Source organism: Pseudomonas hamedanensis (assembly GCF_014268595.2).
Taxonomy (GTDB): Bacteria; Pseudomonadota; Gammaproteobacteria; order Pseudomonadales; family Pseudomonadaceae; genus Aquipseudomonas; species Aquipseudomonas hamedanensis.
In genome coordinates this window covers 4,978,232-4,995,105 of the sequence record NZ_CP077091.1, presented here as the reverse complement: position 1 = coordinate 4,995,105, position 16,874 = coordinate 4,978,232, and the positions used below count along the sequence as shown (strand labels likewise).

At 61.2% G+C, this 16,874-nt stretch carries 18 protein-coding genes; 9 read left to right on the top strand and 9 right to left on the bottom strand.

Annotation, left to right across the window (positions count from 1 at the left end; genetic code table 11):
- Positions 1 to 47: 47 nt before the first annotated feature.
- Both HU739_RS21810 and HU739_RS21805 read right to left on the bottom strand, forming a co-directional pair.
- Positions 48 to 542, bottom strand: a complete 495-nt coding sequence (locus tag HU739_RS21810; RefSeq protein ID WP_186551721.1) for a SprT family zinc-dependent metalloprotease — start codon at positions 540 to 542, stop codon at positions 48 to 50.
- A gap of 148 nt (positions 543 to 690) precedes the next feature.
- Positions 691 to 1,293 carry a Yip1 family protein gene (locus HU739_RS21805; protein ID WP_186551722.1) on the bottom strand — a complete coding sequence of 201 codons (603 nt, stop codon included), beginning with the start codon at positions 1,291 to 1,293 and terminating at the stop codon, positions 691 to 693.
- Between the two features lie 425 nt (positions 1,294 to 1,718).
- Between HU739_RS21805 and ttcA the strand changes: the two genes are divergently transcribed.
- A complete protein-coding gene (ttcA, locus tag HU739_RS21800; RefSeq protein WP_186551723.1) occupies positions 1,719 to 2,543 on the top strand; it encodes a tRNA 2-thiocytidine(32) synthetase TtcA in 825 nt (274 codons plus the stop codon).
- Positions 2,544 to 2,739: 196 nt separating this feature from the next.
- Positions 2,740 to 3,414 (top strand): DNA-3-methyladenine glycosylase I, encoded by a 675-nt coding sequence (locus HU739_RS21795; RefSeq protein WP_186551724.1) that lies wholly within the window; start codon positions 2,740 to 2,742, stop codon positions 3,412 to 3,414.
- Between the two features lie 90 nt (positions 3,415 to 3,504).
- Here HU739_RS21795 and HU739_RS21790 read toward each other — a convergent pair whose 3' ends face one another.
- Genes HU739_RS21790 through arsC form a run of 3 tightly spaced genes read right to left on the bottom strand, consistent with a single transcriptional unit; the run spans position 3,505 to position 4,878 of the window.
- Complete coding sequence (locus HU739_RS21790; RefSeq protein ID WP_186551725.1) at positions 3,505 to 3,930, bottom strand: DUF2069 domain-containing protein; 426 nt, start codon at positions 3,928 to 3,930, stop codon at positions 3,505 to 3,507.
- Between the two features lies 1 nt (position 3,931).
- A complete protein-coding gene (wrbA, locus tag HU739_RS21785; RefSeq protein WP_186551726.1) occupies positions 3,932 to 4,528 on the bottom strand; it encodes an NAD(P)H:quinone oxidoreductase in 597 nt (198 codons plus the stop codon).
- A complete protein-coding gene (gene arsC / locus HU739_RS21780) occupies positions 4,525 to 4,878 on the bottom strand; it encodes an arsenate reductase (glutaredoxin) (RefSeq protein ID WP_186551727.1) in 354 nt (117 codons plus the stop codon). The genes wrbA and arsC overlap by 4 nt, the downstream gene beginning before the upstream one ends.
- A gap of 113 nt (positions 4,879 to 4,991) precedes the next feature.
- On the opposite strand from arsC, the gene HU739_RS21775 reads away from it, so the two are divergent.
- Entirely contained in the window at positions 4,992 to 5,459 is a 468-nt protein-coding gene (locus tag HU739_RS21775) for a TlpA disulfide reductase family protein (protein WP_186551728.1), read from the top strand.
- Between the two features lie 155 nt (positions 5,460 to 5,614).
- Here HU739_RS21775 and HU739_RS21770 read toward each other — a convergent pair whose 3' ends face one another.
- Together HU739_RS21770 and HU739_RS21765 are read right to left on the bottom strand one after the other, a co-directional pair.
- On the bottom strand, positions 5,615 to 6,019 hold the full coding sequence (locus tag HU739_RS21770) for an META domain-containing protein (protein WP_186551754.1): 405 nt from the start codon (positions 6,017 to 6,019) through the stop codon (positions 5,615 to 5,617).
- Positions 6,019 to 6,453 (bottom strand): hypothetical protein, encoded by a 435-nt coding sequence (locus HU739_RS21765; protein ID WP_186551729.1) that lies wholly within the window; start codon positions 6,451 to 6,453, stop codon positions 6,019 to 6,021. Before HU739_RS21765 ends, HU739_RS21770 begins: the two co-directional genes overlap by 1 nt.
- 133 nt (positions 6,454 to 6,586) lie before the next feature.
- Between HU739_RS21765 and HU739_RS21760 the strand changes: the two genes are divergently transcribed.
- The gene (locus tag HU739_RS21760; RefSeq protein ID WP_186551730.1) at positions 6,587 to 7,045 is read left to right on the top strand and encodes a hypothetical protein; all 459 of its coding nucleotides are present in this window, start codon (positions 6,587 to 6,589) and stop codon (positions 7,043 to 7,045) included.
- 5 nt (positions 7,046 to 7,050) lie between these two features.
- Here the strand turns inward: HU739_RS21760 and HU739_RS21755 are convergent, their stop codons facing one another.
- Both HU739_RS21755 and HU739_RS21750 read right to left on the bottom strand, forming a co-directional pair.
- On the bottom strand, positions 7,051 to 8,040 hold the full coding sequence (locus HU739_RS21755; protein ID WP_186551731.1) for a 2-hydroxyacid dehydrogenase: 990 nt from the start codon (positions 8,038 to 8,040) through the stop codon (positions 7,051 to 7,053).
- Positions 8,041 to 8,121: 81 nt separating this feature from the next.
- The gene (locus HU739_RS21750; protein ID WP_186551732.1) at positions 8,122 to 10,875 is read right to left on the bottom strand and encodes a response regulator; all 2,754 of its coding nucleotides are present in this window, start codon (positions 10,873 to 10,875) and stop codon (positions 8,122 to 8,124) included.
- A gap of 206 nt (positions 10,876 to 11,081) precedes the next feature.
- On the opposite strand from HU739_RS21750, the gene HU739_RS21745 reads away from it, so the two are divergent.
- The 5 genes from HU739_RS21745 to rlmD all read left to right on the top strand — a co-directional run bounded on the left by HU739_RS21745 (position 11,082) and on the right by rlmD (position 16,812).
- A complete protein-coding gene (locus HU739_RS21745; protein WP_186551733.1) occupies positions 11,082 to 11,804 on the top strand; it encodes a response regulator transcription factor in 723 nt (240 codons plus the stop codon).
- Positions 11,791 to 13,215 (top strand): sensor histidine kinase, encoded by a 1,425-nt coding sequence (locus tag HU739_RS21740; protein WP_186551734.1) that lies wholly within the window; start codon positions 11,791 to 11,793, stop codon positions 13,213 to 13,215. Before HU739_RS21745 ends, HU739_RS21740 begins: the two co-directional genes overlap by 14 nt.
- Before the next feature lie 185 nt (positions 13,216 to 13,400).
- A complete protein-coding gene (locus HU739_RS21735; protein WP_186551735.1) occupies positions 13,401 to 14,426 on the top strand; it encodes a PDDEXK nuclease domain-containing protein in 1,026 nt (341 codons plus the stop codon).
- A gap of 107 nt (positions 14,427 to 14,533) precedes the next feature.
- The gene (gene cysM, locus HU739_RS21730) at positions 14,534 to 15,436 is read left to right on the top strand and encodes a cysteine synthase CysM (RefSeq protein WP_186551755.1); all 903 of its coding nucleotides are present in this window, start codon (positions 14,534 to 14,536) and stop codon (positions 15,434 to 15,436) included.
- Positions 15,436 to 16,812, top strand: coding sequence for a 23S rRNA (uracil(1939)-C(5))-methyltransferase RlmD (rlmD, locus tag HU739_RS21725; protein WP_186551736.1), 1,377 nt, complete (start codon positions 15,436 to 15,438; stop codon positions 16,810 to 16,812). Before cysM ends, rlmD begins: the two co-directional genes overlap by 1 nt.
- Positions 16,813 to 16,874 lie beyond the last annotated feature (62 nt).

Below are 16,874 nucleotides of genomic sequence, written 5' to 3'. Positions count from 1 at the left end.
AGTGAGCCTGCTCGCGATGGGGCCAGTCAAGGCAACACAGAAACCAGCTATTCCACCCGCATCTCACCACTGAACACCAACGTCGTGCGGCACCGCCGGCAGAAATACCGCCGCCCTTGTCTGACCAGGCTATGGCGCTGTGCCGAAAATGCAAAGTCGCTGTCCGGACATGGGCATTTATAGATGTAGCGGGTGACTCTGCGCCGCTGGATTTCATAGGTGTGGCAGCGGTCCGGCGGCAGTTCGTAAACCCCACGCATGATCAGTTGCCACTCCTCGCCGTGAGGCTGGATGCGGTCGCCAAACAATTGATGAGCGATCAGGTGCGCGACTTCGTGGGCCACGGTCTGCTTGAGGAAGTGTTCAGTATTTTCGCGGTACAGCTGCGGATTAAAGCGCAGCAGGTTCTCGTGCAGATGCGCGACACCGGCTTTCTGCCCGCGCAGCTTGAGGCTGACCACGGGACGTTTGAAGGAACGTTTGAAAAAGGATTCAGCGAGTTGGTAACAGTCTTCGACGCGGGTATTGAGTTGCTCGGGCATGCTTGATGGATCTCCAGAGACGCCGAGTATGCCGCAACCCCGCCGACTTGCGAATCGCCGACCTGCCGAATGGTCATCGCCCCAAGAAGAAGGCCGCCTTGCGGCGGCCTGTGTGGGCAGATGTTGTTTTTTTCAGGCGTGAATCAAGCTAGTTGGTATACACCGGGCCAACGCCCAGGCCCCAGACGATCACGGTGAACGCCATGATCGCCACCAGAACCACCAGGCCCACCGCCAGCACCGAACTGGAGAACAGAAAACCTTCGTCCGGCGGGATGTTCATGAATGTCGGCAATCCCACATACAGCAGATACACCGTGTAGCAGATGGCCGCCGTGCCAACGATCATGCCCAGCCACATGTGCGGATACAGCGCCGCCAGACCGCCGACGAACAGTGGCGTGGCGGTGTAGGTGGCAAAGGCCACGCAACGGGCCAAGCTCGGATTGGCGTCATAGGTACGCGCCATCCAGTGCACAAAAGCGCCCATGACCGCGACCCCGCCAAGCATCGCCAGGTACGACATGATCGTCATCCACAGCGCGCTCTCCAGAGTGAGCATCACCGGCGCGCGGTTGCCGATCACCCAGCCGACCTGAGTGGTGCCGATAAACGCCGAGACGGCAGGAATCGCCGCGAGAATCAGCGTGTGGGTCAAGTACATGTGGCTGATGCTTTCTTCTTGGTCGCCACGGATCTCCTTCCATTCCTGATCGGGGTGGGTAAACAGTCCCACTACGTGATGGATCATGCCATTCACTCCTCTTGTTATTGCCATCGCCCCCCAGCGGAGCGCCTACGGGCCAAGGTGGCCGAGCAAATACAGGTCTTCAGATGTGTGCGACCTTATGTCGCAGTATAGAAAGGACTCCAGCGCACCGGTATGGCCAACTTAGAGCAAATTGCGCTGTAAACATGAGGCTTAATCGCCTTGGGGTCTTGCGGGGAAGGCATTTTTGAGGTTGAAATACTTTTGTGGCGAGGAAATTTGTCCCCGTTCGGCTGCGCAGCAGTCGCCAAGCCATTCACCGCGCAGTGTCAGGCAATACGAGTTCTCAGGTTTTGGGGCTGCTTCGCAACCCAGCGGGGATAAATCCCCTCGCCACAGATGCTTCGCGCTACTGGGGTTTTTGCGTAAAATGCCGGCCCTTCGTCACACCTCACGGATTCCGCGTCATGGGCACTCTTACGGTCAATCAGAACAAACTGCAAAAGCGCCTGCGCCGCCTGGCGGGCGAAGCGGTCGCCGATTTCAACATGATCGAAGACGGCGACAAGGTCATGGTCTGCCTGTCCGGGGGCAAGGACAGCTACACCATGCTCGACGTGCTGCTGCATCTGCAGAAGGTGGCGCCGATCAAGTTCGAGATCGTCGCGGTGAACATGGACCAGAAACAGCCGGGCTTCCCCGAGCACGTGCTGCCGGCCTACCTGAAAGAGCTGGGCGTCGAGTACCACATCGTCGAGAAAGACACCTACTCGGTGGTCAAGGAACTGATTCCGGAGGGCAAGACCACTTGCTCGCTGTGCTCGCGCCTGCGCCGCGGCACGCTGTACACCTTTGCCGATGAAATCGGCGCGACGAAAATGGCCCTCGGTCATCACCGCGACGACATCGTCGAGACGTTTTTCCTCAACATGTTTTTCAACGGCACGCTCAAGGCGATGCCGCCGAAACTGCGCGCCGACGACGGCCGCAACGTGGTGATCCGTCCGCTGGCGTACTGCAACGAGAAGGACATCCAGGCCTACTCGGACCTCAAGCAATTCCCGATCATCCCGTGCAACCTCTGCGGCTCGCAGGAAAACCTGCAACGCCAGGTGGTCAAGGAAATGCTGCAGGATTGGGATCGCAAAACTCCGGGCCGCACCGAATCGATTTTCCGCAGCCTGCAGAACGTGGTGCCGTCGCAACTGGCCGACCGCAATCTGTTCGATTTCACCAGCCTGAAGATCGACGAGACGGCGGCTTCGCGTTTCGTCAATGTCGCCAACCTGTAAACCCGATTTGTAGGAGTGAGCCCCTGTGGCGAGGGGATTCAGCGAAACGTCGCACCGCCCCGCTGGGCTGCGCAGCAGACCCTGAGATTTGGGGGCCGCTTCGCGCCCCAGCGGGGCGGTGCGACGTTTCGCTGAATCCCCTCGCCACAGGGGCAGCTTCTGCATGTGTTATTCATTCCAAACCTCAGGAGAGGGCATGCGCGATTACAAGTGGCTGCACGAATACTGTCTGAACCGTTTCGGTTCGGCGGCTGAACTGGAAGCCCATCTGCCCGTTCCCAAGACGCCTGCACAACTGCGCAAGATCAGCGACGACCGCTACCTCTCGACCATGGCGCTGCGGGTCTTTCGCGCCGGGCTCAAGCACAGTCTGGTCGACGCCAAGTGGCCGGCGTTCGAAGAAGTGTTCTTCAAATTCGATCCGGAAAAAGTCGTGCTGATGAGCGCCGAACACCTTGAGCGCCTGATGCAGGATGCGCGGATCATTCGCCACTTGGGCAAGCTCAAGAGCGTGCCGCGCAATGCGCAGTTCATCCTCGATGTGGAAAAGGACAAAGGCAGTTTCGGCGCACTGATCGCCGACTGGCCGGTGACCGATATCGTCGGTCTGTGGACCTACCTGAAAAAGCACGGCCATCAATTGGGCGGGCTGTCGGCACCGCGGTTTTTGCGCATGGTCGGCAAGGACACCTTCGTGCCGAGCTACGACGTGGTCGCGGCACTCAATGCGCAGAAGATCGTCGACAAGGTGCCGACCAGTCAGCGTGACCTGGCGATTGTGCAGGAAGCGTTCAATCAGTGGCACGAACAGAGCGGTGGGCGGCCGATGAGCCAGATTTCGATGATGCTGGCTTACACCGTCAACCATTGAGACCGCGTCGTCCCCTTCGCGAGCAGGCTCGCTCCCACATTTTGGAATGCGTTTTTCTGTGGGAGCGAGCCTGCTCGCGAAGGCGTCAGATCAGGCGACGCTGACGTCACCTTCACCAGCCAATTTGCGATTCAACTGGTACCGCCAGCGCACATACAACAGCGCCGAGCAGAACACCGCCAGACTCGCCGCCATTTCCAGCAGGCCGAACAGCTGCCGGTGCGGGTCATACGCCGCCAGTGCGCCTTTGATGAAATACAGGTTCACCACAAAACACATCCACGAATGCCCGCGGGCGCTGCCCATGATCATCCCCGGGGCGAGGACCAGCCACGGGATCAGTTCGACCAGCAGAATCACCCACGGCCGGGCGCCATGCAGGTCGGCGAACAGCAGGTAATAGGTCGCCAGCAACCCGGCGAGGGCGAAAAAGCTCAACAGGCTGAGCACGCGCATGGCCTTCACCCGAGGTTCAAGCCACGCCACTGAGGGCAAAATCTTTGCCTTCTTCGCCATCTCAGCCCACCAGCTTTTGCGCGGTTTTCGCCAGACGCAGACCCAGTGCGCGACACAGCGCCACTTCGTGCTGATCCAGCCCGTTCTTGCCATCGGAACCGGCGTGATGGCTGGCCCCGTATGGCGTACCGCCGCCTTCGGTTTCCAGCAAGGCCGATTCGCTGTAGGGCAGGCCGGTGATCAGCATGCCGTGGTGCAACAGCGGCAGCATCATCGACAGCAGGGTGGTTTCCTGACCGCCGTGCAGGCTGGCGGTGGAAGTAAACACGCCGGCCGGTTTGCCAACGAGGGCGCCGGTCAGCCACAGGTTGCTGGTGCCGTCGAGGAAGTACTTGAGCGGCGCGGCCATGTTGCCGAAACGTGTCGGACTGCCCATGGCGAGGCCAGCGCAATTCTTCAGGTCATCGAGCGTGGCGTAGAGCGCACCTTCATCAGGGATGTCCGCCGCCACGGCTTCGCATTCGGTTGAAATCGCCGGCACGGTACGCAAACGCGCTTCCAGGCCAGCCTGCTCGACACCACGGGCAATCTGCCGGGCCATCTCGTTGGTCGCACCGCTGCGGCTGTAATACAGGACCAGAATGTACGGCGTGCTCATGGCAACAACTCCAATACGTTTTCCGGTGGGCGACCGATGATGGCTTTGTCGCCGGCTTCAAGAATCGGCCGCTCCATCAGTTTCGGGTGCGCGGCGATGGCGTCGATCAATTGCTGCTCGCTGAGGCTGGCGTCCGCCAGGTTCAAGGTTTTGTATTCCTCTTCGCCGCTGCGCAGCAACTGCCGCGCGCTGATCCCGAGCTTGCCGAGCAGGGCCTTGATCTGCACGGCGCTGAGCGGTGTTTCCAGGTAACGCACGATAGTCGGCGTCAGGCCGCGGGCTTCGAGCAGTTCCAGCGCGCCGCGGGATTTCGAGCAGCGCGGATTGTGATAAAGCGTCAGATCGGTCATGGCGGGTCGCTTCTGGCGTAAAGTGGCGGCTATTCTAACTGTGCGGCGCGCAATCCAGAACCGTCAGAGGCGATGGGTCGCAGGCGCTTTCTCATTTTCACAAGGAACACGGCATGACACGGCGATTGGCAGCGGCATTGACGATTCTCGGGGCGTTGATGCTGGGGGGCTGCGGCAATGATTACGGGATCGACCAGAACGGCCAGAAGGTCGCGTCCGAGCGTCTGGACAAACAATGGGTGGTGCTCAATTACTGGGCGGAGTGGTGTGGTCCGTGCCGCACGGAAATTCCTGAACTCAACCATTTGGCTGAGGAACTCAAGAGCAAGAGCGTGGGTGTGTTCGGGGTCAATTTCGACAACGTGCAGGGTGAAGAATTGAAGAGCGCCAGCGAGAAACTCGGCATCAAGTTCACCGTGCTGGCGCAGGATCCGGCGGAGTTGTTTGACTTGCCGCGCAGTGAAGCGTTACCGGTGACGTACATCATCGACAACAAGGGCAAGGTGCGTGAACAGTTGCTGGGTGAGCAGACGGCGGCGGGGGTGATGGCGAAGCTGGAGGCTTTACAGTCCAGCCAATAAGCCGGACGAGTTCTGTGGCGAGGGGATTTATCCCCGTTGGGCTGCGTAGCAGCCCTGAGTTTGCAGTTTGCCTGGAACTGCGCAGGGGGCCGCTTCGCGACCCAACGGGGATGAATCCCCTCGCCACAGGTAACCCCTGTGGGCATAAAAGGGGTTTAACCCTCTTCCAGCCACCAGCGCAGCGGCTTGCCTTCTGCCGGCCAGAAACGCATCTGTTCGATCGGCGAGATGTCCCAGCGCTCGACCTTTTCCAGCGCCTGCAGGAAGCGTTGCTCCTGCTCCATCAACGCCGGCGCGCAGAGTTTGCGGGTCTTGCCGATCTTGCCGAAGGTCAGTTTGTCGCCCTCCAGCGTATACGGCGCGAACCAGTGGTTGCAGCCGCCGTTGCCGTAGGCGCGACCATCGTCGCCAAGGGTCACGGTCAGATGGCTGTAGTCCATCAGCGGCCGTTCGCCGATCCATTCCAGAATGTAGCTGCGGTTCTGCTGCAGTTGTACAGGGTCGGCGGCGCAACCGGCGAGACCAGCACCGACCAGAGCGGCCAGGGCCAGGCGTTTCATCATGCAGGCTCCTGGCATTTCGGGCACAGGTGCTTGTCATCGATGGCTTTCCAGCCCAGCTCGGCGATGCGCGCCGTGGCTGCCGGTTTTTCTGCGGATTTGCCCAGCTTGGCGTCCACCGCGAATTCGAAGCTCAGTTCCTTGGCGCAGCTGTCGCAATTGACCTGCCAGGTGTGAATCGCCAGTTCGCCGAAGAGCGGGCCGGTGGTCATCGCGGTCCATTGGCCCGGCGGGTTGATCAGGTGGCGGACGGTGTCGACGGTCAGGCGCATGGACAAATCCTTGCTGCCTTTGAGCGTGACCAGCAGGACATCACCGATGCGGATCGAGCCACCGTTGCCGGTGACCTGATAGCGGCCCGGAACCAGGGCGCGGCATTCGGTGAGGGTGTGTTGCGGGTTCATCAGGGTGTAGCGAAAATCGTGTTCGACCATGGGTCCTCCAAATATGCGCGACATGCTAGCACGGGCTCGATGACAGAATGAGGGGCACGTGCGACCTTCGATCCGGTTCAAATGAGCCGACAGTCATGGCAAACTGCCGGCCCCGAATCTGAAGGAACGGAACATGGCGCTGATCGAATGTTATGAATGCAAGCGGAGCATCAGTTCCGAAGCTCTGGTGTGTATTCATTGCGGAGCGCCGATGGCCGAACACGCCGCCATGCAAGCGCAGTCCGTTGCGGCATCCCCCCAGGCGTCGACGATTTCGTTCGGCAGCCTGCCACGCAACAATGCCGTGCCCGAGGCTTTTGTCGCGCCGCTGGCCGAACCTCTGCCCAAAGTCATGCCGGCAGCGGCCGGGCGCCGCCGCCGTCAGCAGGCCGCAGAGCAGGCGCGTCAGGCGCAGCAACCGGTCAACGCTGACGGCAGCCGTCCGGTGGAAGGCTGGCTGAAAATCATGGTGTTCCTGTTGCCGGCGTTTTTCGTCTGGTTCCTGTTGCGCAAGGGCCATTCGAGCAAGCAACGCCTGCTCGGTTTCGGTTGGCTGGGCTTGCTGATCCTGGCGTCCTCGCTGAGCAAATAAGGCGCTCAGCCCTCGACCTGGTTCTGCGGCTCACCCGCCGCCCAGGCTGCGATGTTGTGCAGCGTGGTTGACGCGATCGCGCCCAGCGCTTCGCGGGTCAGGAATGCCTGGTGCGCGGTGATGATCACGTTAGGAAAAGTCAGCAAGCGCGCCAGTACATCGTCCTGCAACGGCAGATCGGAACGGTCCTCGAAAAACAGCTGCGCCTCCTCTTCATACACATCCAGTCCCAGATAACCGAGCTGGCCGTCCTTCAAGGCGTCGATCAGCGCCGGTGTGTCCACCAGACCGCCGCGTCCGGTGTTGATCAACATGGCGCCCGGCTGCATGTGCGCCAGCGAGTCGCGGTTGATCAGGTGTCTGCTTTGCTCGTTGAGCGGGCAGTGCAGGCTGATGATCCGCGATTGCGCAAGCAACTCCGGCAGGCTCAGGTACCGCGCACCCAAGGCCAGGACATCAGGGTTGGGATACGGATCGTGAGCCAGCAGTTCGCAACCGAAACCGTGCATGATCTTCGCGAAAGTCGCACCGATCTGTCCGGTGCCGACGATGCCGACGGTTTTGCCGACCAGATCGAATCCGGTCAGACCGTGCAGGCTGAAATCGCCTTCGCGGGTGCGGTTGTAGGCGCGGTGCAGGCGCCGGTTAAGGGCAAGAATCAGCGCCACGGCATGTTCGGCCACGGCATGGGGCGAGTAGGCCGGAACGCGCACCACCGACAACCCCAGACGTTTCGCCGCCAGCAGGTCGACATGGTTGTAACCGGCCGAACGCAACGCGATCAGCCGCGTGCCTCCGGCTGCCAGACGTTCCAGCACCGCAGCGCTGAGGTCATCATTGATAAAGGCGCAGACCACCTCGTGCTGCTCGGCCAGTGCGGCGGTGTCGAGGCTGAGCCGCGCGGCCTGGAAATGCAGGTCGATGGCGGCCGGGCAGTCGGCGGCGAGAAAGCTGTCGCGGTCGTAGGTCTGGCTGCTGAAAACGAGGGTGCGCATGGAATCCTCCTGGAACATCGGCGCGGACGGAAAGGTCCGCGCCCACTGTAGTGCAATCGGCGCAGCCGGCATTGCCGTGGATCAGGCGCCGATTCTGGCCTGCGCCGCGAGGCGGTTGATCGAACGCTCCAGTTCGTCGAGGGCGGCGGCGGATTTCGGATCGTCCTGCTTGAGCAGTGTTTCGCTGCGCTGGCAGGCGGCGCGCAATTGCGGCACACCGCAGTAGCGGGTGGCGCCATGCAGGCGATGCACGCGTTCGAGCAGGGCGTTGTGGTCGTGACTGTCACGCGCCGCCCGGATGGCTTCGCGGTCGGCTTCCAGTGACGCCAGCAGCATCGCCAGCATGTCCGCTGCCAGATCCGCCTTGCCGGCCGCCAGACGCAGGCCTTCTTCGTGATCGAGGACGGGCAGCTCATGGTTGCCCACCGCACTTTCGCCGGGCCGCTCCGGCGCTTGATTACGCAAGGCCAGCCCGGTCCACTTCAGCACCACCTGCGCCAGTTGCCGCTCGCTGATGGGCTTGGTCAGGTAATCGTCCATGCCGCTTTGCAGCAACGCGCGTTTTTCGTTGGCCATGGCGTGGGCGGTAAGGGCGACAATCGGCAGTGGCGTGCAATGCCGTTCACTTTCCCACTGGCGAATGGTTTCGGTGCTTTGCCGACCGTCCATGCCCGGCATCTGCACATCCATCAGCACCAGATCGAAGGACTCAGTCTGCACCGCCTTGACCGCCGCGTAGCCGCTTTCCACGGCGAGTACCCGCGCGCCCATGTCTTCAAGCAGGGTTTGCACCAGCAGCAGATTGGCCGGATTGTCGTCGACACACAGCACCCGCGGCGCCCGGCTCGACAACGGCTCGCTCGGTTCATTGCGCGGCTGGCGCGGATTGACCAGATCGGACAGGGCACGCCGCAGCTTGCGGGTGCAGGCCGGTTTGGCCTGCAACTGGCTGTGCGGGTTGGGCACCGACAGGTGAAACAGCGTCTGCTCGGTGGTCGGGCACAGCACCAGCACCTTGCAGCCGAGGTGTTCGAGGTCCCAGATATGCTGATTCAAGCGCTCCGGCAGCATGTCGTTGCTGGTGATGCCAATGACCGCCAGGTCAATCGCCTGATCGGTCTGGTGCGCACCGGTGACCCCGTTGCTCAGACTCTCCAGGGTGTTGAACGGCGTGACGTCGAGGCCGCAGTCTTCCAGTTGATGCTGCAACGCCTGACGCGCCAGTTCGTGATTTTCCAGCACCGCGACGCGCCGTCCCAGCAGCGGCGCGGCAGGCAAGTCTTCGGCATCGTCGCGGGTCTTGGGCAGGCTCAGGCTGATCCAGAACTCCGAGCCTTCGCCCGGGGTGCTGTCGACGCCGATCTCGCCGCCCATTTGCTCGATCAGGCGCTTGGAAATCACCAGCCCCAGACCGGTGCCGCCGGGTTGGCGCGACAGCGAATTGTCGGCCTGGCTGAAGGCTTGAAACAACGCGCGCACGTCCTGACTCGACAAGCCGATGCCGGTGTCCTGAATGCTGATGCGCAATTGCACGCTGTCTTCGCGTTCGTCTTCAAGCATCGCCCGGGCGACGATGGTGCCTTCGCGGGTGAACTTGATCGCGTTGCTCACAAGGTTAGTGAGAATCTGCTTGAGCCGCAGCGGATCGCCGACCAGCGACAGCGGCGTGTCGCGGTACACCAGACTGACCAGCTCCAATTGTTTGGCATGCGCGGCCGGGGCGAGGATGGTCAGGGTGTCCTGCAACAGATCGCGCAGATTGAACGGAATATGGTCGAGCACCAGTTTGCCGGCCTCGATTTTCGAGAAGTCGAGAATCTCGTTGATGATGCCCAGCAGGCTGTCGGCGGATTTTTCGATGGTGCCCAGGTAATCGAGCTGACGCGGGGTCAGTTCGCTTTTCTGCAACAAGTGAGTGAAACCGAGGATACCGTTGAGCGGCGTGCGGATCTCGTGACTCATGTTGGCGAGGAATTCGGATTTGATCCGGCTGGCTTCCAGGGCTTCTTTGCGGGCCAGGTCCAGTTCGATGTTCTGGATCTCGATGGTCTCCAGATTCTGCCGCACGTCTTCGGTGGCCTGATCGACGCTGTGCTGCAATTCTTCGCGGGCGTTCTGCAGGGTACCGGCCATGCGATTGATCCCCGAGGCCAGCTCATCCAGTTCGTGGCTGCCCAGCGGTGGCAAACGGGTCTCCAGGTGACCATCCTTGAGTTGCGCGACGGCCTGTTTGATCTGGCTCAGCGGATGGTTGATGGTTCGGCCCATGCGCAATGCCAGCAGGGCGGCACCGGCCAGCCCGGCAGCGATGAGCAGCAGACTGGCGAACAGGCTACGATAACCGCGCAGCAACATGCCGTTGTGTGACAGTTCCAGCTCGACCCAACCGAGCAGGCGGTCGGATTCGGCGGGAATGACTTCTCCGGCCAGGTTGCGGTGCTTGCCGAAGACCGGCATCAGGTAGCGGGTGGCATCGTTGCCGCTGCGCCGTTGCAGTTGCGCACTGTCGCCGTTCGGCGCCTGGTTGAGCATGGTCGGGCCAGCATGGGCCAGGGGCGAGCGGTCCGGAGCGAGGAAGGTCACTGCGCGCACGTCGGGTTGTTCAAGCGATTGAGTGGCGATGCGTTCGAGCAGATTGGCATCGCCGTGCCCCATCGCCGGTGCTACCAACGGCGCCAGTTGCTCGGCAATCATTTCGCCGCGCTGCATCAATTGGCTCTGCAGGTCGGTCTGCTGCGTCCAGGTGAAATAGCCACCCAGCACCAGCGCCATCAGGCTGGTCGGCAATAAGGTCAGCAACAGTACGCGACCTTTGATTCCCAGTTTCTTGAGCACGCCTATCTCCCGCATCCCGCTGATCTGTTGACACATGCGTGCATCCGGCACGCGACATGGTCGCAGTGTAGCGATTTGCAGGCGGGCAATCTTGCGGAAAATGCAGGGTCACGTTCGCGCTCGTTCGTCCGGCAGACGAACCTTGTGTTGCCCGCTGTCGGACAATCTTGAATAATCCGCCAACTGAGAATTACTTGCAGATACTCATGACTCCTGTTTCCGCCACCCAGCCACGCATCCTTTCCATTGAAGACGATCCGGTCCTCGGCGCCTATGTGCACGACCATCTGGGCCGTAGCGGCTTTCAGGTGACCTGGTGCCAGAACGGCCAGGAAGGCCTGAACATCGCCCAGCGCCAGCCGTTCGACGTAGTGCTCATGGATATTCTGCTGCCGGGGCTCGATGGCCTGAACCTGCTGACGCAACTGCGCCAGAGTCATTCGACGCCGGTGTTGCTGATGTCGGCGCTGGGGGCCGAGGCCGATCGCATCAGCGGTTTTCGTCTCGGCGCCGACGACTACCTGCCCAAGCCGTTCAGCATGGCCGAGTTGCACGTGCGCATCGAGGCGATCCTGCGCCGGGTGGCGCTGGATCGGCGTCCGCCCGTCGTGGCCGCTGCGATGGCCAGCGGCACCTTGCGTTTCGATGAGGAACAATGCGAGGTGTTTTTCCGCGAACAGGCGGCCGGGCTGACCCGCAGCGAATTTCGATTGCTCGAAACCCTGCACCGCAACAACGAGGAAGTGCTGAGCAAAGCCTTCCTTTATCAACATGTCTTGCAGCGCGGCTACGCCGCCCATGACCGCAGCCTCGACATGCACATCAGCCAGATTCGTCGCAAACTCAAAGCCATCGGTTACACCGAGCGCGAAGTGCGCACGGTGTGGGGCAAGGGTTATGTCTTGAGCGCCGCCGATGAAACTGTCTGAGCTGCCGGGGCGGCATTCGCTGTTCTGGAAGCTGGCATGTCTGCTGGTGGCGTTCTGTCTGCTGATGATCTGGCTGAGCTGGTCGTGGGGCCGCTACATGGAGGAGCGCAATCAGTTTCTTTCCAATGAAGCGCGCAGCACCCTCGCTCGTTATGCCGCACAGGCCGAGCAGGCGTGGCAGCGCGGCGGACGCGATGGCGTCGACGACTGGTTGCAGGGCATGCAACTGCGCGAGGCCAGTTGGGTCGGCGTCATTGGCGCTGATTTGCAGTCGCTGAGCAGCGAGCCGTTGAACGCGGCAGAAGTGCAGCACCTGACGTTTCTGCGCGGCCTCGATTGGCCGATTCACAAGAAAGGCCGGCCGTGGCTGCGCGTGCCGTTTCCCCTGGATCCTGCCGCCGGCATCCTCGTTATCGAATTGCCGGAGCGCTTTATCCCGGGCAAATACCGGGTGTTCTGGCGGGTCATTACCAACGGCGTGATTCCCGGGCTGTTCACCTTGATGCTCTGCGTCGGCCTGTATCGGCTGCTGGTGGTGCCGCTGAACAACCTGCGCGAACAGGCCAACGCCTGGCGCGCCGATCAGTTGAACGTGCGCCTGTCGAGCGGCATCACCCAGCGCCCGGATGAACTCGGCGAGCTGGCGCGAGCGTTCGATTCCATGTCCGAACGTCTGCAATCCACCGTCGCCCTGCAACAGCAATTATTGCGCGACCTGTCCCACGAACTGCGCACGCCGCTGAGTCGCTTGCGCGTGGCCAGCGAGAGCGAGCAAGAACTGCTGCAATTGCGCGAACGCATCGGCCGTGAAGTCGACGGCATGCAGCGGCTGGTCGAGGACACCCTGCAACTGGCCTGGCTGGACACCGACCGCTCGCCGTTGCCGGACGAAGCGATACAGATTCAGGCACTGTGGGAAATGCTCACCGACAACGCCTGTTATGAAAGCGGCTGGCCGAGCTTGCAGTTGCAATGCACGGTTGAAGCGTCGTGCTGGGTGCGCGGCAACCTCAATACACTGGCGCAAGCGCTGGAAAACATTCTGCGAAACGCCATTCGTCACTCACCCGAGGGCGCGATTGTGCGCCTCGATGGTCGGCGCGATGGCGAGTATTGGCATTTGTGGCTGGAGGACCAGGGCGGCGGCGTGGCTGAAGAGGATCTGGAGAGGATCTTTTCGCCGTTCATTCGACTCGATGGCTCGCGGCCGGGGGATGGTGGGTTTGGGCTGGGCTTGAGCATTGCGCGCAATGCGGTGCAACGGCAGGGTGGGTTGCTTTGGGCGCAGAACAGCGGGGCGGGGTTGCGGCTGAATTTGCGGTTGCTGGCGGATGATGGTGTTGCGCCGAATGACGCTATCGCGAGCAGGCTCACTCCTACAATGGATTTGCGTTCACCGCAGATCAGTTGAACAACATAAATCCCCTTGTAGGAGTGAGCCTGCTCGCGATGTAGTCCATTCGCGCGCCCTATCCTGCTGACTTGACGGAGCGCTCGTCTTTTTCTGTATGACATTTCCCAAGCTGCACCAGCGGTCATTTTGAGCTTCCCGAACGGTTTAGGCTCGTGCTTCACCTAACCTTCAAGGAATTGCGCATGAATGCATCCAGCCTTACCGGCAGCTCAGATGGCGATCGTTTCAATGAAGTGCTCGCATTGATCCACAGTTCCAGACACAAGGCCATGCAGGCGGTCAATACTCACCTGATCGAGCTTTACTGGCAGGTGGGGGCGCATATCAGTCGCAAGATTGAGCGGGCGGAGTGGGGGGATTCGGTCATCGCTCAACTGGCAGCGCATCTCGCTCAGACCCAGCCAGGTCTGCGTGGATTCACCCGACCCAATCTGTTCCGCATGCGCCAGTTTTATGAGACTTATCGAGACGAAGCAATTGTCTCACCACTGGTGAGACAATTGCCGTGGACTCATAACATGATCATTTTGAGTCAAAGCAAATGTCCTGAGGAGCGGGCTTTCTACCTGCGAATGGCCGTCCAGGAAAAATGGTCAAAGCGCGAACTGGAGCGACAGCTGAAAGCCGCTCTGTTCGAGCGAACCATTGCCGATCCAGCGAAAACCTCCGCCGCGCTCAAACAAACGCACCCAGCAGCGCTTGAAATATTCCGCGACTCCTACATGGTCGAATTCCTCGACCTGCCTTCTGCTCATTCTGAAACCGATCTGCACCAAGGGCTCCTGACAAGGCTGAAGGACTTCCTCATCGAGCTTGGTCGGGACTTCTGCTTTGTCGGCTCCGAATATCCGCTGCAAGTCGGCGGTCGGGATTTTGCGCTGGACCTTTTGTTCTTCCACCGAGGGCTCAATTGCCTGGTCGCTATCGAGCTCAAGGTCGGCCGCTTTGAACCGGAATATCTGGGCAAGCTGGATTTCTATCTGGAGGCGCTGGACCGCAATGTCCGCAAGCCCCACGAAAATCCGGCCATCGGTGTGTTGCTCTGCGCCAGTAAAGAGGACGAGGTCGTCGAGTACGCCCTCAACCGCAGTCTCTCGCCGGCATTGATCGCGCAATATCAAACATGCTTACCGGATAAACAATTGCTGCAAGCCAAGCTGCATGAGTTTTATGCCTTGGATACGGCCCACACGGAAAACACCGACTAGCGGGCGCTTATTCCCATAAACCATAAGCACCGCACTTTGCGTGATATGGCCTGCGTGGGATTGCCGGTATGATAGGCGCCCCCGCACGTCTGGATTGCGAATACGCCATGACCCTGCAGTACCCAACCATCGCCGATTGCGTCGGCAACACGCCGCTGGTGCGTTTGCAGCGCCTGCCCGGCGCCACCAGCAACACCCTATTGCTCAAGCTCGAAGGGAACAACCCGGCGGGTTCGGTCAAGGACCGTCCGGCGCTGTCGATGATCACTCGCGCCGAGTTGCGCGGGCAAATCAATCCCGGCGACACGTTGATCGAGGCGACCTCCGGCAACACCGGTATCGCTTTGGCCATGGCCGCTGCGATCAAGGGTTACAAGATGATCCTGATCATGCCGGACAACTCCAGCGCCGAGCGCAAGGCGGCGATGACCGCTTACGGCGCCGAGCTGATTCTGGTGACTCAGGAAGAGGGCATGGAAGGCGCCCGGGATCTGGCCCAGCGTATGGAAGCCGAAGGCCGCGGCAAGGTGCTCGATCAGTTCGCCAATGGCGACAATCCTGAGGCGCACTACACCACCACCGGTCCGGAAATCTGGCGTCAGACCCAGGGCAGCATCACGCACTTCGTCAGCTCGATGGGTACCACCGGCACCATCATGGGCGTCTCGCGCTACCTCAAAGAGCAGAGCGACAGCGTGCAGATCGTCGGCCTGCAACCGATGGAAGGCTCGGCCATCCCGGGCATCCGCCGCTGGCCTCAGGAATACCTGCCGAAGATCTATCAGGCCGAGCGCGTCGATCGCATCGTCGACATGGCGCAAAGCGAAGCCGAAGACGTGACCCGTCGCCTGGCGCGTGAAGAAGGCATCTTCTGCGGTGTGTCCTCGGGCGGTGCGGTGGCGGCGATGCTGCGTTTGTCTCGGGAAGTTGAGAATGCGGTGATCGTCGCGATCATTTGCGACCGTGGCGACCGTTACCTGTCGACCGGCATTTTCGACGCACCCAACTGATGGCCAAACACGAGAGAGGCCTGCGCTTCCAGCCCACCGGCGGCAGCAAGGCCCCGCAAGTCCCGACCGGAAAAAAGCAGCGCTTGAGCATCGAGCGCCTGGCCAATGACGGTCGCGGTATCGCGTTTTTCGAAGGCCGGACCTGGTTCGTCCTCGGCGCCCTTGCGGGCGAAGACGTCGAAGCGCGGGTGCTAGGCGCCCACGGCAAAGTGGTCGAAGCGCGCACCGAACGCGTGTTCACCGCCAGTGCATTGCGTCGCCCGGCGCCGTGCCCGCACGCCGGCCGTTGCGGCGGTTGCAGCGTCCAGCATTTGCCCCACGACGAACAGCTCGCCCTGAAACAGCGCATGCTCGCCGAGCAATTGTCGCGGGTTGCCGGTGTCGAACCAGAAGAATGGGCAGCGCCGCTGACCGGCCCGGAATTCGGCTACCGTCGCCGTGCGCGTATTGCCGTGCGCTGGGACATGAAAGCGAAAAAGCTGGAAGTCGGCTTCCGCGCTGCCGGCAGTCAGGACATCGTCGCGATCAGCGAGTGCCCGGTGCTGGTACAGCCCTTGCAACCGATCATGACCCGGTTGCCGGAGATGTTGCGGCGCTTGAGCAAACCGCAGGCGCTGGGGCATGTCGAGTTGTTCAGCGGCTCGTCATTGGCACTGTTGCTGCGGCACATGGCGCCGTTGTCCGAAGCGGACCTGACGATCCTCAAGGAGTTTTGCCAGTTTCATGAGGCGCAACTGTGGCTGCATGGCGAGGGTGAACCTCAACCGGTCGAGGCGGGTCAGACGCTCGGTTATCGCCTTGAGCAGTGGGATCTGGAGCTGGCTTACCGGCCGGGGGACTTCGTTCAGGTCAATGCCGCGGTCAACGAGGCAATGGTTGCGCAGGCGCTGGACTGGCTGAAACCGGCGCGCGAGGAACGGGTACTGGACCTGTTTTGCGGGCTGGGCAACTTTGCGCTGCCGCTGGCCCAAAGCGTGCGTGAAGTGGTGGCGGTGGAGGGCGTGCAGACCATGGTCGAGCGGGCCGCTGCCAACGCCGTCAGTAACAATTTGCATAACACAAAGTTTTTTCAAGCCGATTTATCCCAGCCTTTGAGCGCTGCCCAGTGGATCGCGAACGGCTTTTCTGCGGTACTCTTGGACCCACCGCGTGACGGTGCTTTCGAGGTGGTACGCCAGTTGGCGACCCTGGGTGCCAAACGGCTGGTGTATGTGTCGTGCAACCCGGCAACGCTGGCGCGCGACACGGTGGAATTGATCAAGCAGGGCTACCGGTTAAAACGTGCCGGGATTCTCGATATGTTTCCTCAGACGGCACATGTCGAGGCCATGGCGTTATTTGAAGCGGGCCAGGATGGCTCGTCTGAATCCGTCTGATCTGTCCGCGCAGCGCTCGCTTGAGCCCCGCGAGCGCAAACGGGCAGTACAGGTCAGCGATT

What these genes read in the sequence shown, in the direction of transcription:
- HU739_RS21810 (WP_186551721.1), bottom strand. Translation starts at nt 542, where the DNA reads ATGCCCGAGCAACTCAATACCCGCGTCGAAGACTGTTACCAACTCGCT.
- HU739_RS21805 (WP_186551722.1), bottom strand. Translation starts at nt 1,293, where the DNA reads ATGATCCATCACGTAGTGGGACTGTTTACCCACCCCGATCAGGAATGG.
- ttcA (WP_186551723.1), top strand. Translation starts at nt 1,719, where the DNA reads ATGGGCACTCTTACGGTCAATCAGAACAAACTGCAAAAGCGCCTGCGC.
- HU739_RS21795 (WP_186551724.1), top strand. Translation starts at nt 2,740, where the DNA reads ATGCGCGATTACAAGTGGCTGCACGAATACTGTCTGAACCGTTTCGGT.
- HU739_RS21790 (WP_186551725.1), bottom strand. Translation starts at nt 3,930, where the DNA reads ATGGCGAAGAAGGCAAAGATTTTGCCCTCAGTGGCGTGGCTTGAACCT.
- wrbA (WP_186551726.1), bottom strand. Translation starts at nt 4,528, where the DNA reads ATGAGCACGCCGTACATTCTGGTCCTGTATTACAGCCGCAGCGGTGCG.
- arsC (WP_186551727.1), bottom strand. Translation starts at nt 4,878, where the DNA reads ATGACCGATCTGACGCTTTATCACAATCCGCGCTGCTCGAAATCCCGC.
- HU739_RS21775 (WP_186551728.1), top strand. Translation starts at nt 4,992, where the DNA reads ATGACACGGCGATTGGCAGCGGCATTGACGATTCTCGGGGCGTTGATG.
- HU739_RS21770 (WP_186551754.1), bottom strand. Translation starts at nt 6,019, where the DNA reads ATGAAACGCCTGGCCCTGGCCGCTCTGGTCGGTGCTGGTCTCGCCGGT.
- HU739_RS21765 (WP_186551729.1), bottom strand. Translation starts at nt 6,453, where the DNA reads ATGGTCGAACACGATTTTCGCTACACCCTGATGAACCCGCAACACACC.
- HU739_RS21760 (WP_186551730.1), top strand. Translation starts at nt 6,587, where the DNA reads ATGGCGCTGATCGAATGTTATGAATGCAAGCGGAGCATCAGTTCCGAA.
- HU739_RS21755 (WP_186551731.1), bottom strand. Translation starts at nt 8,040, where the DNA reads ATGCGCACCCTCGTTTTCAGCAGCCAGACCTACGACCGCGACAGCTTT.
- HU739_RS21745 (WP_186551733.1), top strand. Translation starts at nt 11,082, where the DNA reads ATGACTCCTGTTTCCGCCACCCAGCCACGCATCCTTTCCATTGAAGAC.
- HU739_RS21740 (WP_186551734.1), top strand. Translation starts at nt 11,791, where the DNA reads ATGAAACTGTCTGAGCTGCCGGGGCGGCATTCGCTGTTCTGGAAGCTG.
- HU739_RS21735 (WP_186551735.1), top strand. Translation starts at nt 13,401, where the DNA reads ATGAATGCATCCAGCCTTACCGGCAGCTCAGATGGCGATCGTTTCAAT.
- cysM (WP_186551755.1), top strand. Translation starts at nt 14,534, where the DNA reads ATGACCCTGCAGTACCCAACCATCGCCGATTGCGTCGGCAACACGCCG.
- rlmD (WP_186551736.1), top strand. Translation starts at nt 15,436, where the DNA reads ATGGCCAAACACGAGAGAGGCCTGCGCTTCCAGCCCACCGGCGGCAGC.